Annotated in this window: 15 protein-coding genes; all 15 read right to left on the bottom strand. The window is 38.4% G+C overall.

What is annotated here, in order from left to right:
- Positions 1-119 precede the first annotated feature (119 nt).
- Positions 120-1502, bottom strand: a complete 1383-nt coding sequence (gene mnmE / locus IPO46_12255; protein ID QQS62838.1) for a tRNA uridine-5-carboxymethylaminomethyl(34) synthesis GTPase MnmE — start codon at positions 1500-1502, stop codon at positions 120-122.
- An 89-nt stretch (positions 1503-1591) separates the two neighbouring features.
- On the bottom strand, positions 1592-2422 hold the full coding sequence (locus IPO46_12250) for an energy transducer TonB (GenBank protein ID QQS62837.1): 831 nt from the start codon (positions 2420-2422) through the stop codon (positions 1592-1594).
- Between the two features lie 276 nt (positions 2423-2698).
- The gene (locus IPO46_12245) at positions 2699-3535 is read right to left on the bottom strand and encodes a TonB family protein (protein QQS62836.1); all 837 of its coding nucleotides are present in this window, start codon (positions 3533-3535) and stop codon (positions 2699-2701) included.
- Positions 3536-3589: 54 nt separating this feature from the next.
- Positions 3590-4141, bottom strand: coding sequence for a biopolymer transporter ExbD (locus IPO46_12240; protein ID QQS62835.1), 552 nt, complete (start codon positions 4139-4141; stop codon positions 3590-3592).
- 31 nt (positions 4142-4172) lie between these two features.
- On the bottom strand, positions 4173-4832 hold the full coding sequence (locus IPO46_12235; protein ID QQS62834.1) for a biopolymer transporter ExbD: 660 nt from the start codon (positions 4830-4832) through the stop codon (positions 4173-4175).
- Between the two features lie 61 nt (positions 4833-4893).
- Positions 4894-5757, bottom strand: a complete 864-nt coding sequence (locus IPO46_12230) for a MotA/TolQ/ExbB proton channel family protein (protein ID QQS62833.1) — start codon at positions 5755-5757, stop codon at positions 4894-4896.
- Between the two features lie 206 nt (positions 5758-5963).
- On the bottom strand, positions 5964-7247 hold the full coding sequence (locus IPO46_12225; GenBank protein QQS62832.1) for an ABC transporter permease: 1284 nt from the start codon (positions 7245-7247) through the stop codon (positions 5964-5966).
- A 35-nt stretch (positions 7248-7282) separates the two neighbouring features.
- Positions 7283-8677 (bottom strand): NADH-quinone oxidoreductase subunit N, encoded by a 1395-nt coding sequence (locus IPO46_12220; GenBank protein ID QQS62831.1) that lies wholly within the window; start codon positions 8675-8677, stop codon positions 7283-7285.
- A 34-nt stretch (positions 8678-8711) separates the two neighbouring features.
- Positions 8712-10190: an NADH-quinone oxidoreductase subunit M gene (locus IPO46_12215; protein QQS64409.1), complete on the bottom strand. Its 1479-nt coding sequence runs from the start codon at positions 10188-10190 to the stop codon at positions 8712-8714.
- A gap of 28 nt (positions 10191-10218) precedes the next feature.
- Positions 10219-12102, bottom strand: coding sequence for an NADH-quinone oxidoreductase subunit L (gene nuoL, locus IPO46_12210; GenBank protein QQS62830.1), 1884 nt, complete (start codon positions 12100-12102; stop codon positions 10219-10221).
- 31 nt (positions 12103-12133) lie between these two features.
- Positions 12134-12472 (bottom strand): NADH-quinone oxidoreductase subunit NuoK, encoded by a 339-nt coding sequence (gene nuoK, locus IPO46_12205; GenBank protein QQS62829.1) that lies wholly within the window; start codon positions 12470-12472, stop codon positions 12134-12136.
- Positions 12473-12475: 3 nt separating this feature from the next.
- Complete coding sequence (locus tag IPO46_12200; GenBank protein ID QQS62828.1) at positions 12476-13033, bottom strand: hypothetical protein; 558 nt, start codon at positions 13031-13033, stop codon at positions 12476-12478.
- A 9-nt stretch (positions 13034-13042) separates the two neighbouring features.
- Positions 13043-13543, bottom strand: a complete 501-nt coding sequence (locus IPO46_12195) for an NADH-quinone oxidoreductase subunit J (protein ID QQS62827.1) — start codon at positions 13541-13543, stop codon at positions 13043-13045.
- Positions 13544-13566: 23 nt separating this feature from the next.
- The gene (locus tag IPO46_12190) at positions 13567-14115 is read right to left on the bottom strand and encodes an NADH-quinone oxidoreductase subunit I (protein ID QQS62826.1); all 549 of its coding nucleotides are present in this window, start codon (positions 14113-14115) and stop codon (positions 13567-13569) included.
- Positions 14116-14152: 37 nt separating this feature from the next.
- Entirely contained in the window at positions 14153-15220 is a 1068-nt protein-coding gene (gene nuoH / locus IPO46_12185) for an NADH-quinone oxidoreductase subunit NuoH (GenBank protein QQS62825.1), read from the bottom strand.
- Positions 15221-15231: the final 11 nt, after the last annotated feature.

Below are 15231 nucleotides of genomic sequence, written 5' to 3'. Positions count from 1 at the left end.
TTGAGGTATTAAATTTACGTAAGTTTCCAGTAAATTACTGCTGTTTTTTTATTGAAGTAACGCAGCCTGGCATTTCAAAAAAATACGGAACAAGGGTTTTTGAAGGTTCAATAGTAGCGTTACTTTCCGATGCAAAATTTTCCAAAGATGGTTCCTAAAATATCCTTGTCTACTTCTACCCTACCCGTAATTTCGCCTATATAATGCAATGCCCTGCGGATATCTACCGACATAAGGTCGCCGCTAATTTTTTGAGTAAGCCCTTTTTCTACTGCATTAAGGCTTTTTTGTGTTTCTCTTAATGCGGTAAGGTGTCTTGCATTGGTTACAATGGTATTTTCTAAAGTAATATCTTCTTCTACAACTTTATTATAAAGCATTTCCTTTACCAGGGAAATATCATTTGTATTTGTTGCACTAATATATCCTTGCATCAACAGTAAATCAGTCCTTTCATTACCCATTTCTTCCTGTAAAATATCGGCTTTATTATACAAATCAATAACCTTGGTTGCATAAGGTTTTAACCATTTTGCAATTTTTTGGTCTTCGTACTTATTTCCGGATGCATCGTGTAAATGAATAATTATGCCGGCTTTTTCAGCATACTGCCGGCTCCGTTCTATGCCCAGGTTTTCTATAGTATCGGTTGAGTGGTCTCTTATTCCCGCTGTATCAATAATTCTGAAAATAATTCCATTAATATTAAGAGATTCTTCAATGGTATCTCTTGTGGTACCGGCAATATTGCTTACAATAGCCCTTTCTTCGTTGAGTAAACTATTAAGCAAAGTAGATTTGCCTGCATTGGGCTGGCCAATAATGGCTACCGCAACCCCGTTTTTTATTACATTGCCCAGCTGAAATGATTTTATGAGTTGGGCTATTTTTTCCTGAAAAGTCTGTATGAGTTTTTTCAATTGGGAGCGATTGGCAAATTCCACATCCTCTTCGGAAAAATCAAGTTCAAGCTCAATTAAAGCTGCAAAATTTATCAACTGCTCTCTTAAATCATTCAACTCTTTTGAATATCCGCCCCTTAACTGGTTTAGCGCCGTTTGCTGTGCCGCTTTTGAATTTGCCGCAATAAGGTCTGCAACGGCCTCTGCCTGTGCAAGATCGAGCTTACCATTTAAAAAAGCCCGTTGGGTAAACTCACCCGGCTTTGCCAGTACCGCACCCTGTGCAATAATTGCTTCCAAAATTTTTGATTGAATAAATGCTGATCCATGGCAACTTATTTCCACCACATCTTCGCCGGTATAAGATGCAGGGTTTTTAAAAAGGCCAATTACCACTTCATCCAGTATTTCTTTTTTATACCTGAGTACACCCACATGAAGCGTATGCGAATATTGCTGCATTAAATTTTTATGAGGAAATAAGCTGTTGGCAATGCTTAATGACTTATTTCCGCTAATGCGAATTACGCCAATTGCTCCAATACCCTGAGGCGTAGCTAATGCTACAATTGTATCGGTTAAATCTGTTTGTACATCCATTTTATGTAATAAGATATTTGCAAACTACACATGTAAATATAAATAAAAAAGCCCCCGAAACAGGAGCTGATAAAAAAGAAAATTTGATTTTATTCTTCGTTTACCTGGAAAGTTATGGGCTGGCTGCGGTAGGCATTTACGTAAGTACCATTTTGTAGTGCCGGCACCCATTTAGGCCCATTTTTAATTACTCTTATGGCTTCTTCTTCCATTCCATAGCCAAAGGATGTTTCTGCTTTTATTTCGCTTATTGCTCCGGTTTTGCTTACAATAAATTTAATAATTACCTGGTAAATTCCAGGTGATGCGCCATTTTCTACAGGTTCATTTGCGTTTAATTTACTTTTGAGGTAGCGTATCCAGGCAACCTGTCCGCCGGGGAAACTTGCTTCTACCTCTACCTTTACAAAATCTATTTCTTTATCACTGCTTTTTCCTGCATCATCTAAAACATGTGTTCCTTCTTCTTTTACAGGTACCTTTATCACTTGTGTAGTAATTTCGCTTTTTATAGTTTCGGTGCTGATAACCTGGGTTTCACTAATGTCTTCAATTTTTTCATCGGGATTTACTTCTTTATCGTCAACAACTTTTAGTGTTACGTATTTCACCTGGTTTACTTTTTTTGGCAAAACTGTTTTGGGTAAAGGTTTCAAAGCCGGTGGCTCCGGCAATTTATCTTCTTTTATTTCTCCAATACTTACTTCTTTCCACCAAATTTCTGCTTTGCTTTTTCTTACCATTTTATGAGCAAGTAAATTTCCTGCCCAAAAAAGAAGCAACAAAGCTGCAATGCTAAGCAATGCCTTTGCCATTGCATCCGGATATTTTTTTCGTAGCTGATAAGCGCCGTATTCTTTATTTTTTCCATCAAATAAAATGTCCAGCAGATCTGCATATAAAATTGTATTTGCTTCCATGGTAACCATGTTTGTTTTTTATATAGAAGCACTATTACTATCTATTCCATAAAAAAAAATTTAAATTTTTTTTTTTTTTAAACCCACAATAATCAACCGGATTAAATGTATAAGTTAATCAAAAATGGAATTTTTATGTCAGCAACAAATGATACACTTTATCAACTAACTGCCCTCTTCTTTACCCATAAAATTGATGATTGCTTATTGTAAAATTTTAAACAACAAAAAAGCCCCCGGAAACGGGAGCTTATATTTTAAAAAAATCAATTGTGCTTATTCTTCGTTCACCTGGAAGGTAATAGGCTGGCGGCGGTAGGCATTTACGTTACGGCCGTTTTGAAGAGCCGGAGTCCACTTAGGCCCATTTTTAATTACTCTTACAGCTTCTTCTTCCATACCATAGCCATGTGAGGTTTCTGCTTTTACATCGCTAATGGTACCGTCTTTACTTACAATAAACCTTACAATTACCTGGTAAACCCCGGGAGGGGCGCCATTATCTACCGGTTCATTGGCATTTAATTTACTTTTTAAGAATTGTATCCACTTGGCTTGTCCACCCGGATAGCTGGCTTCAACTTCTACCTTATTGAAAATTTTATTTTCATCTTCATCCACTTTTGGCGCTTCTACTACATTTGTACCTTTGTCTTCTACAGGAGCCTGTACCACTTGTGATTTATTATCACTTTCAACTGTTTTAGTGCTGATGGCCTGGTCTTCTTTTACTTCTTCAATTTTTTCATCGGGTTTTACCTCTTCATCTTTTACCACTTTTGGCGGCACAAATTTTACCTGGTTAATTTCCGGTGGTGGCGGTGGTGTGGGTGGTGGAGGCGGAGGCGGAGGCGGAGGCGGAAGTGGCTCATCTTTTTTAATGTCTGCCATTTGCGTTTCCAATACATCAATCTCTGCATTTGATTTTTTGGCAACTTTATTGGCCAGTAAAGATCCCAAAAATACCAGCAAAATCAAAGCCGCAGTTATGAGCAGCGCCCTTGTCATGGTTTTAGGGTAATTTTTACGCAGTTGGTATGCTCCGTATTCCTTATTCTTTCCATCAAATAAGATGTCCAGAATATCGGCATTTAAAATTTTATTTACATCCATTGTAATACTGTTGGTTTATTGTATAGATTCAATAATGCTATAAATTCCACAAATTTATTTTATACCATTGGCCTGCTCTGTAAGCCTTATGAGTTCCATTTCTGCCGGCGTAATATCTACTTCAGCATAATGGCCGGGTTTTATGGCAGATATACTCATTTCATCCAATATATCAATGGCATTCTTAAATGTGGATTTTGGGGCAGATTTAATTATATACATCAAATCTCCCTCGGGTGTACTCTTCTTTTTCTTTACAATAATATCCCTTATATCTTTAAAGCTTGAAGATTTAAACTGTTCGCTTAAAGTATTGGGGTCTAACTGGCCAAAGTAGTAATAAACCTGATCTTTTTGCCCAAGCAAAATAGTCATAGCGCCTGAGTTTTTTACTTTTAGTTGCTGGGTGGTATCATCATCTTTGGGCTCGTTCATGTTCATGGCCGTACTTTGGCTCATGGTTGTTGTAAACACAAAGAAGGTAATCAGCAGGAAGCCGAGGTCCACCATTGGCGTAAGATCAACCCTGGTTGATAGTTTTTTAGATTTTTTTACGCCGGGCCCTTTTTTATGGCCGCCACCCGACGAGGTATCCATTTCTGCCATTGGAAATATTTTATGTGTTTATTAAATAAAGTTATTTAGCACCTGCTCCGGAAACCGATTCGTTGTACAATTCCGAACCTATAGGAACAGATTCGCCATTGGTTACTATCCTGAATTTAAAAATATCGTTCTTTTTTAAAGACTGTTTAATAGATTTAAATTGAGGGTATAGTGTTTCATTATCTCCTTTTACGAGAAGCATTTCCTGTAACGTACGCTGATCGGAACCTGCATACACATTTGATATGCTTCTAATCCAATCGGTCATTTCATTATTAGCACTGTCAATGGGTATGCCGGGCATCTTGGTAGCTGGCAACTGCTGGCTTAAGCCCAATGCGCTTTTAACCATATTAAAAGGCAAACCGTAAAACTCCTGCTTTTTCCATTTTGTAAGTTCAGGTGCAGAAAGGTTTAGCCCTTTGGTAAGGTTAACATTTTCCAAAATTTCACCCTTTTTAGTGTCATCTCCCAACATCAGGAAAGCTTTTCCGTCTTTGGTGAGCGTTATCATTATGGATTTATCCGGCACCGCCTTAGCCGAAATAGAACTTGGAGGAGTAACTGCAAGCACTTCCGGTGGCTTTTGCTTGGTAGCCAAAATGAAGAAAGTTAACAAAAGGAACGCCACATCACACATTGCCGTCATGTCAATATTTGTGCTCTTACGTGGTATTTTAACTTTTGGCATGCTGAAATTATTTTATAATGTTTTCTACTATATAGATGCAAAAAATCCCTGCTTCCATAAATTATTTGTACAGGGAAGCAAAAGACTGGGTTAAAGTAAAGCCCGATTCGTCAATTCCGTAAGTAATAGCATCAATTTTAGTAGTAAATATATTATAGAAAATAATGGCAATTGCTGAAGTACCGATACCCAAAGCTGTATTATACAAGGCTTCGGCAATACCTACAGAAAGTTTTTGAGCAGCGCCACTTCCTCCGCTGTCTTCTCCAAGTGCAGCAAAAGAGCGTATCATTCCCAATACCGTACCCAACAGCCCAAGCAGGGTTGCAACAGAGGCAATGGTAGAAAGAAACACCAGGTTTTTTTCCATCATTGGCAGTTCAAGTGAAGTTGCTTCTTCTACTTCTTTTTGAATAGCCAATACTTTTTGTTCGGTATTTAACTCGGTATTAGAAACCATTTCTTTGTACCTGTGCAGGCCTGCTTTCATTACATTGCCTACAGATCCTTTTTGTTTATCGCATTCTGCAATGGCGGCATCTACATTTTTATTGGCAAGGTGATATTGTACTTTACGGACAAAGTCGGCAATATTACCATTACCTTTTGCCCTGTTGATGGTAATGAAACGCTCTACCACAAATACCATTACGGTTAAAAAGCAACCGATAAGGATAGGCACAATAATACCACCCAAATACATTTTATGAATTGAGGCCGGGTCTTTCAGCCCTTCGTGGCTTGGCCAAAACCAGCCAGTGCCTACATGAGTAAACGCATCGGCGTTACCCAGGTAAAACCGCCAAAAAATATAGGCGACTATTACACACAGTACCGGGGCGATCAAAGAAATAATGTTACTTGATTTTTTTGCCTGAACCGATGTAACCGGTTTTGAAGTTGCAGTTGGTTTGATGTCTGCCATAAATTTCTAATTTTAGAAAGTGAAGTTGATAATTTTTTGGTGCTTAAATTTAGTCTTGCAATGCTAAGGAAAAAAATTAATAATTTTTCTCTCTTAACAAAACGAGCCAACAAGTTAATAAAATAATTGAAAGTTTAAGGGCAGAAATACAAAAAAAATAAAATAAAAATATAGAGAACTAATGTAATACAGTATTTTTCCCCAGCTTATTCATACCGGAGCGCTACTATAGGATCGAGGTTGGAGGCTTTATAAGCAGGGTACAAGCCTGCTACTAGGCCGGTAAGGCTGCATACAATAATGGAAATAAGTACCCATCCCCAGGGCAATACAAAACCTGTTTTGAGCAATATGGCCACTATATTTCCTACTAAGATGCCGGCAACAATACCAGCGGCAGCGCCCATTAAACTTATTAAAATAGATTCAAAAAGGAACTGCCTTCGTATATCCTGCCTGGTTCCGCCCAATGCTTTAAGTAGCCCAATTTCTTTGGTACGTTCATTTACGGCTACCAGCATAATATTCATAAGCCCTATTGCGGCGCCAATTAAGGTAATAAATGCAATACCTATAGTGCCTTTCTCCAGCCAGCTAAGGTTGTTAATAACCGTTTCTGCAATGCTATCGCTTTTATCTATAGAAAAATTATCATCGTCTGTTACCTGTAATTTGCGGATAGGCCGAAAAACAGCAGTAGCTTCACCCGAAGCAACATCAATCATTTTAATATCACTCACTTTTACGGCAATACTATAGGACGACCTGGAGGTACTGTAATATCGCCTTACATTGGTAAGAGGTAATAGCACTACCCTTCCGGTATTAAAAAAAGCGCTTGAGCCTTTGTCTTTTAAAACGGCAATAACTTTATAGGGCCGGTGATCTACATTCACTACTTTATCAATGGCTTTATTCGCATTACCGGCAAATAGCTTTTCGGCAACGGAACTTCCCAAAATACATACACTGCTGCCCGAATTTACTTCTACGGGTGTAAAATTCCTTCCGGTTGCTACACTGTACCCGTTTAGATCAACATAGTTTTCATCAGCGCCAAAAATATTTATATCAGGATTGGTTTTTTTATTATTGTAACTGGCCACAATTTCACTTGCTCCCATTAAGGCTATACTGGTAACCGTTCCTGGAAATGTATACCTGTTTTTAAATTCTTTGGCTTCGGTAAAACTTATGGGGATGCCGATATTGGATTTTTTTTGCCTTTCGGGGGTTTTCTTTTGTACATTTCCGCCACGATTATTTCCAAAACGCATGAACCTTGCATTGTACCTAATACCAAATGTATTGGAACCCATGGTAGAGAAGCTATCTGTTAAGCTATTGCTTGCCGCCCTTATTGCAGTAATGATAAGTATCAAAGCAAAAATACCCAGCGCCATTATTATAACGGTAATTATAGTACGCAATTTATTGCTCTTAACATTTGCCCAGCTTAATGCAATAGATTCTTTAACATTGGATGCCATAAGGCGAAATTAGGCTTTAAGCCTTAAAAGATGTATTAAAAATATAACCAGCCCAGCAACGCTTCAGGATAAGCACCAAAAAGAATAATGAGCGCTACAGTAACTATCAGCCAAAATTTAAAACCAGTAGTTATTTCTTCATTTTCTACTATTGGTTCCCCCGGAGCAGGTTTAAAATATATTGCCTGTATAACCCTAAAATAATAATAGGCGCTTACTGCTGCCATTAATACGGCAACAATTACCAACCAAAGAAATTTACCACTGTTAACAGCGGCAAGTAACATATAAAACTTTGCCGAAAACCCTGCTGTTAAGGGAATACCAGTTAAAGACAACAAACAAACTGTAGCAACAAAACCAAGTACAGGCTGCTCTTTTCCTAATCCGTTAAAACCATCAATAGTATAATCTTTCATTTTAAGAAGTATGGCAAAAAAACCTATTGATGCCAGGCAATAAGCTGCAGCATATAAAATAAGCCCTTCTTTTGCCGGTTGGCCAAGGGCAAAAATGGCAAAAAGCATAAATCCGGCCTGCGCTATGCTCGAATAGGCCATCATTCTTTTTACACTTTGCTGAAAAACCGCCGTAATATTACCAATTACAAGCGTTGCCAGAATTATTAATGCAATCAAATTTTGCCATTGCTGCTGAACATTATTGAAAGAAGTATCAAACAGGCGGAGAAACGCCACAAAACCCGCCACTTTAATAATGCTTAGCATGAACGAGGTAAATACTGTTGGCGCACCATCGTAAACATCGGGAGCCCAAAAATGAAAAGGGGCAGCCGAAACCTTAAATGAAAGGGCAATCATTAACAATACAATGCCTATTGCCATCATCACCGATAACTTCCCCATACCTATTTGTATCCTGTCTATATAAAATGACCCATTAGCATTGCCGCCATAAATAAAAGTGATGCCCAGTAATAAAATACCGGTAGAAAAACTGCCCAGCAAAAGGTATTTTAAAGCGGCTTCATTACTTTTTAAATTGCGCTTATCGCTGCCGGTGAGGATATATAATGGGATAGACATTATTTCAATACCCAGGAACAACATTAATAAAGTGTTGAATGTAGCAGAGATACATACCCCACACATTATGAAGAAAAGAAGGGCAAAATATTCGGGGATATGCTTTCCCACTTTTTCAATATCCTTCCCACTCAACAAAAAGAAAAGAAGCAGCGCAGCATAAACAATAATAATAAATGTAAGGTTGAAGTTATTGGTTTTTAAATGATGTAATGCATCATAAGCAAACAAAGGGTTGCCACTTTGCAACTCCAGTACGCTAACAATAAGCCCTATTAATGCCCCGCCAATTGCCATAGGCCTTGCCATTGCTTTGTTTTTTAAAAAAACGCCGGCAAACATCATCAGCACGCCCCATAAAGCAGAAAATACTATTGCATTCATAATTTTATTTCTCCAAATTATTTATACCTGTTCATTAGGTTAATTTCATTAATATCCAGTTGGCCACATCGCTGGTAAGGTCAAAAACAGGCTGTGGAAATACCCCCGTAATTATGATACCCACAACCACTATTGAAAGGGCAACTTTTTCATCTATAGAAATATCCTTTACATGATCTGTTGCCGCATTGGTATTGCCATAAAAAATCTTTTGCAGCATCTTTAATGTATAAACCGAAACCAGTATAACACTTAATGTTGCAATTGCCGCATACCATTTATTTACACTAAACAACCCGCTCAGCATCATAAATTCGCCAACAAATGAATTGGTGAGTGGCAAAGCAAGATTGGCCAAACCAATTATAACGGCAAAGATGGTTAAAGCTGGTGCTTTTTTTGCAATACCGCCCAATTCGCTCATTTTTCTCACATTCACCTGCCGCTCCAGTAATTCTGCAACCATCCACAATCCAATTACACTTATACCATGTGCAAGCATTTGAAACATCATGCCCTTTATAGATAACTCATTAAATGAAAATATTGCAGCGCTCATTAATCCAATATGAGCAATTGAAGAAAAAGCAATTAATTTTTTAAGGTTATCCTGTACCAGGGCAATACAACTTGCATAAATAATTCCAATTACCGAAAGCACCATTACCACATGGGCAAATTTTACCGAAGCCAATGGCACCACAGGCAACAGCCATCTTAGTACGCCGTACAAGCCCATTTTAACCATGATGCCGCTGAGTACCATGGTAACCGGCGCAGGTGCCTGATCATAAACATCTGGCTGCCAGGAATGAAAAGGGAAAACCGGCATTTTAATGGCAAAGGCAACAAAGAACAACCAAAATAACCAGGTTTGTTCGGCGCCGCTTAGTGATGCGTTGTAAAAGGATGAAAGTAAAAAAGAATGTGCAGCATAAGTGCCATCAGAAAAAGTACGTGGCGCAGTATGCAAATACACATAAATAATACCTACCAGCATCAATAAAGAGCCGGCAAAAGTGTACACAAAAAATTTAAAAGTTGCCTGTATGCGCCTTTCATCGCCCCATTTACTGCTCAAAAAATAAACAGGTATAAGTGCCAGTTCCCAAAAGAAATAAAACAACAAAGCATCCTGCGCCGTAAACACACCCATAATACCACTTTGTGCAAGCAACATTAATCCAAAAAAAGCCGGTGCATTTTTAATCTTCCTTCTCCAGGTAGCAGCAATTATGAGCGGGTAAGCCAATGCCGTAAGCAAAGTAAGCAACCGGGACAAACCATCGAGGCTGAAAAAAATACTGCTACCCAAATATTTTAACCAATAGTACACTACATTGTTATAAGAAAAATATTGTTCATCACTATAGCAAAGGCTGGTAAGCGAAACAACAAATACCACAATAGAGGCAAGAAAAGCCAGGGTTTTAGCAGCTTTTTCTTTGCCCGTAAAAAAACAAAGTATACCGGCAACAAACGGCAGCCAAACCAACAATTCAGGAAAAGTAATATAAGTACCCAAAATGCAATATTTTAATTTACACGAACAATTGAATTACAAATAATAAAATCATGCCCAGTACCATCAGCAGTACATAAGCGCCTACCTGCCCGCTTTGTAACAAGCGTGCCTGCCTGCTGGCATAGTTTACCAGTTTTCCCACGCCATTCACCGTACCATCAATCCCTTTTTTCTCTGCAATACCATCTAAAAATGCAGATAGCGCCATTAGTGGTTGTACCACTATTGCATCATACAATTCATCTACATACCATTTGTTTCGCAAAATTTTTCCAAAGCCTTTTGCATCTCCTTCGCCCTGGTAATTTTTAAACTTGAACCAGGCAAATAAAATAGAGGCTATAACCAATAAAGTAGACAAAGCCATTAATATATATTCTGTACTATGGCTTAAATGAAAATTTTCGTGTGGCACAACAGGCGAAAGAAATTGAGCAAGTTCATGATGGCCGCCCAACACTTCGGGCACTCCAATATAACCGCCGATTACACTTAATACGGCAAGAGTTATCAATGGCAAAGTCATTAACCATGGGCTTTCATGCAAGTGGTGCTGTTGCTCCGATGTACCTCGGAACTTTCCGGTAAATGTGATGAAGTATAAGCGAAACATATAAAAAGCCGTAAGCAATGCAGCAAACAAAGCCAGCCCATAAAAAATTTTATTGCTGCCGAAAACACCGGCAAGTATTTCATCTTTACTAAAGAAACCCGATAAGCCGGGAATGCCGGAAATTGCCAGGCAACCAATAAGAAAAGTAATGCTCGTTATTTTCATGTGTTTATGCAAGCCGCCCATTTTACGAATATCCTGCTCGCCGCCCATTGCATGTATTACGCTGCCGCTGCCAAGGAATAATAGCGCCTTAAAAAATGCATGAGTAAGTACATGAAAAACAGCAGCAACATAATAACCGGTACCTAATGCAATAAACATAAAACCCAATTGGCTCACGGTTGAATAGGCCAATACTTTTTTAATATCATTTTGCCTGATGGCAATTGAAGCTGCAAGCAAAGCAGTTGCCAGGCCTACAATGGTAATAACTGATTGTGTAAAAGGCGCCAGTGAAAATAATGCATTGCTGCGGGCAATTAAATAAATACCAGCAGTAACCATGGTGGCTGCATGTATTAAAGCACTCACCGGTGTTGGACCGGCCATGGCATCGGGCAGCCAGGTATACAATGGTATTTGGGCGCTTTTACCCGTAGCGCCAACTAATAATAATAAAGTAATGCCCGTAATATCGGTAACAGAAAATTTGCTTAGTGTTTCCTGGCTAAATACTATATTAAAATCGAGTGAACCTACCCTTAACACAATCCAAAAAACCGCCAGCAGAAATGCGAAGTCACCTATACGGTTCATATTAAATGCTTTGTTGGCCGCATTGGTAAATTCTGTGTTTTTAAACCAGTAACCTATAAGCAAATATGAGCAAAGACCTACGCCCTCCCAGCCAATAAACATAATTACAAAGTTGTTGCCCAATACCAGCAGCAACATCATAAACACAAAAAGGTTCAAATAAGAAAAATACCGTGCAAAATCTTTCTGGGGTTCATCATGCATATAGGCAACGGAATATACATGAATTAAAAAACCCACGCCGGTAATAATCAATAAAAATAGAGATGAAAGCGCATCTATTTTAAAATCAAAGCCCAGGTGGAGGGTATTAATATGTATAAAATCAAATAAATGTACCGTACCTGAAAGGCCATTTTTTACCTGCCAAAAAACCAAAATACTAATGACAAAAGAAACCAGTATTACTGCACTGCCTAAAAAGCCTGCAACGGTTTTTGAAAGAAAATTACGGCCTGCACCATTAATAATAAAACCGATTAACGGCAATACCGGAATTAACCAAACTAAATTCAAAATATTACTCATAAGCCTGAATATAGTTGCCCTTTACGGGCAATTAGTTCTTTAACCTGTTCAAAAAATTTACATCTATGGAATGAATGTTCCTGTACAACATTACAATAATGGCAAGGCCCACACTCACTTCGGCGGCAGCCACTATCATTATAAAAAACACAAAAATCTGGGCATCGCTGGCAAATGTTGCCGAATCTTTTGCCACGGTAGCCATATTGGCCGTATGCATTTTGCTGAATGCTACCAGCAGCAGGTTTACTGCATTCAACATTAATTCAATGCACATAAAAATAAGTATAGCATTGCGGCGAATAAGTACGCCTACAATACCAATAGTAAATAAGGCCAGCGATAATGTTATGTAATAAGTAATATCCATTTTTTATAATTGTACATAAAGGCCCACTCCCAGGGTTTCCGAAGCAGGTTTTATGGAAAGTATGTCTTTAATTGTTTTTGTGGCAACACCATTAAAAATATCCACCGCTTTATACGATGCGCCTTTGGTAAGCAATTTTACTATTACTCCACTGGCAATAGTGCTTATGCCCGATGCTATGGCTACCTGGTATTCACTTTTCTTCACCGAATTTTTGAGCGACCTGGCAGTACCATATACCGCAACTGCAGCGCCTGCATAGGCAGCAACCTTGTAAATAGTTCTTCCGGTTTTAAAAGTTTTAAACAGCTTGCTGGCTTTTTCATTCTTTTTTAAGCCAATAATTTCAGCAACATTAAATATTTTATCAATTGGACTTTTACCCAGTGCAAATTTTGGCGCCCATCCTTTTTGTACATTGATAGTTTTACCCAAAAGAGAGCCGATATCCAGTTTGGATAAATCAATCTTCCTTAGGTCAATATTTTTTAAATCAATTTGAGCATGTACATTTCCTGTAAAGCAACAGGTGGCCAGCATTAAAATAATAAGTTTTTTCATGAGTATAAATTAAACAGGTTTATCTTTTTTACCAATAATTACTGCACCTATCATGGCGCTTAAAAAAAGCACGCTACTAATTTCAAAAGGCAACACATAATTGGTGAATAATGTTTTACCTAGTTTTTCAATCAACCCCGATTCACCAGTTTTCATCAATACGGTATTGTGTACCCCGGAATCTTTAAATGCTGCAAGCAACACCAAAAAAAGGCAGCCGCCAGAAATAATTCCAACCAGCCGAAGCCGGTAATTTTTTACGGGTTCCGATTCTGCATTGAGGTTCATGAGCATTACCACAAATAAAAACAACACCATTATTGCCCCGGCATATACAATAATATTGACTATGGCAAGGAACTGTGCGTTTAATAACACATAATGGCCGCTAATGGAAAAGAATACCACAATCAGCCACAAAATACTTTTTACGGGATTCTTCGAAAACAGCATCATTAGTGCACTTCCCACTGCCATTGCCGATAAAATATAAAATAAAACTGTTACCATTCTTTTTTTTACTTACGTAATTTTTAACTTTCTTTTTTGGCCCTGTTGCCCAAAGCTTTTTTATACTCCTCCGGGTTTTCTTTTGGATGAGGTATTAATAAATCCTGTTTATTATAAATAAATTGTTTACGCTGGTAATCTGCCGGCGCAAAAGTTTCGCTCAAATAAATGGCATCTTTGGGGCAGGCCTCTTCGCAAAAGCCGCAAAAAATACACCGCAGCATATTGATTTCGTATTTAGCGGCATATTTTTCTTCCCGGTAAAGATGCTCTTCTCCCGGCAAACGCTCTGCCGCCTCCATGGTAATGGCTTCTGCAGGGCAGGCAACAGCACACAAGCCACATGCAGTGCAGTTTTCACGCCCTTCTTCATCTCGGTTCAAAATTTGCAAACCCCTGAATACCGGGCTGAACGGACGGGTTTTTTCGGGATATTGTATGGTAGGCTTTTTCTTAAAAATATGCCCGAATGTTATAAACATACCTTTAAATATTGCCGGCAAATACAACCTTTCCCAAAGGTTCATTGGCCTTCTGTCTACTGGTTTTGCCTTGTTGGTTAATGCCTGCATTTCTTTTTCACTAAGTTTTACAAAAATATGTTAACCCTTACTTATTAAGGAATAAAATTACTGCTCCTGTTACCAGCATGTTAAATAATGCCAGCGGAATTAAAATCCTCCATCCTAATCTCATCAATTGATCATATCGGAAGCGTGGAATGGTCCACCGCACCCACATAAATAAAAATATAAAGCAAATGATTTTTAGAAACAGGGAAACGATACCTAATATTGCCGCAATGTTTGGTGATAAAGAAGATTCATCCACAAAAGGAATATCGTAACCACCAAAAAATAATGTAGCCATTACCGCACTGCTTATAAACATATTGATGTATTCGCTAAACAGGTAAAGGCCAAGTTTCATAGATGAATACTCGGTATGGTATCCTCCAATAAGTTCATTTTCTGCCTCCGGCAAATCAAATGGCGTACGGTTACATTCTGCAAAAGCGCATATCAAAAAGATGAGGAAACCTAAAGGTTGTTTCCAAATATTCCAGCTAAGCAAACCACCCAATGCCCCTTTTTGTTGTTGTACAACAATTTCATTTAAACTAAGTGTGCCGGTTATCATTAGCAACGCAATAAATGATATACCCATTGCCAGTTCATAACTTATGATTTGCGATGCAGCCCGGAGCCCGCCCATTAATGAATATTTATTATTACTTGCCCAGCTCCCAATCATAATGCCATATACACCCATACTTACCACTCCAAATACATATAAAATACCAATGTTTACATCGGCAATTTGCAACGCTACTTCCCTGCCGCCTGGTAATATTATTTTGCTGCCCCAGGGAATTACGGCGCTGGTCATTATAGCGGTAAGCATGGCCAGTGCCGGCCCTAAAATAAATAAGGCTTTAGAAGAAAAATTGGGTATTATCTCTTCCTTAAAAAATAATTTTAACCCATCTGCAAGTGGTTGTAACATGCCAAATGGCCCTGCCCGGTTTGGTCCCGGCCTGTCCTGCAAAATTCCGGCAACTTTTCTCTCGGCAAAAGTGGTGTACATGGCTACCACTAATGAAACAGAAACCACTACAATAATAAGCACCAGTTTTTCAATAAACATTGCCCAGTCAAAAAATAATAAGTCAATCATTTAGTATTTTT

Source organism: Chitinophagaceae bacterium (genome assembly GCA_016699815.1).
GTDB lineage: Bacteria > Bacteroidota > Bacteroidia > Chitinophagales > Chitinophagaceae > Ferruginibacter.
This window is presented reverse-complemented; position numbering and strand designations above follow the sequence as displayed.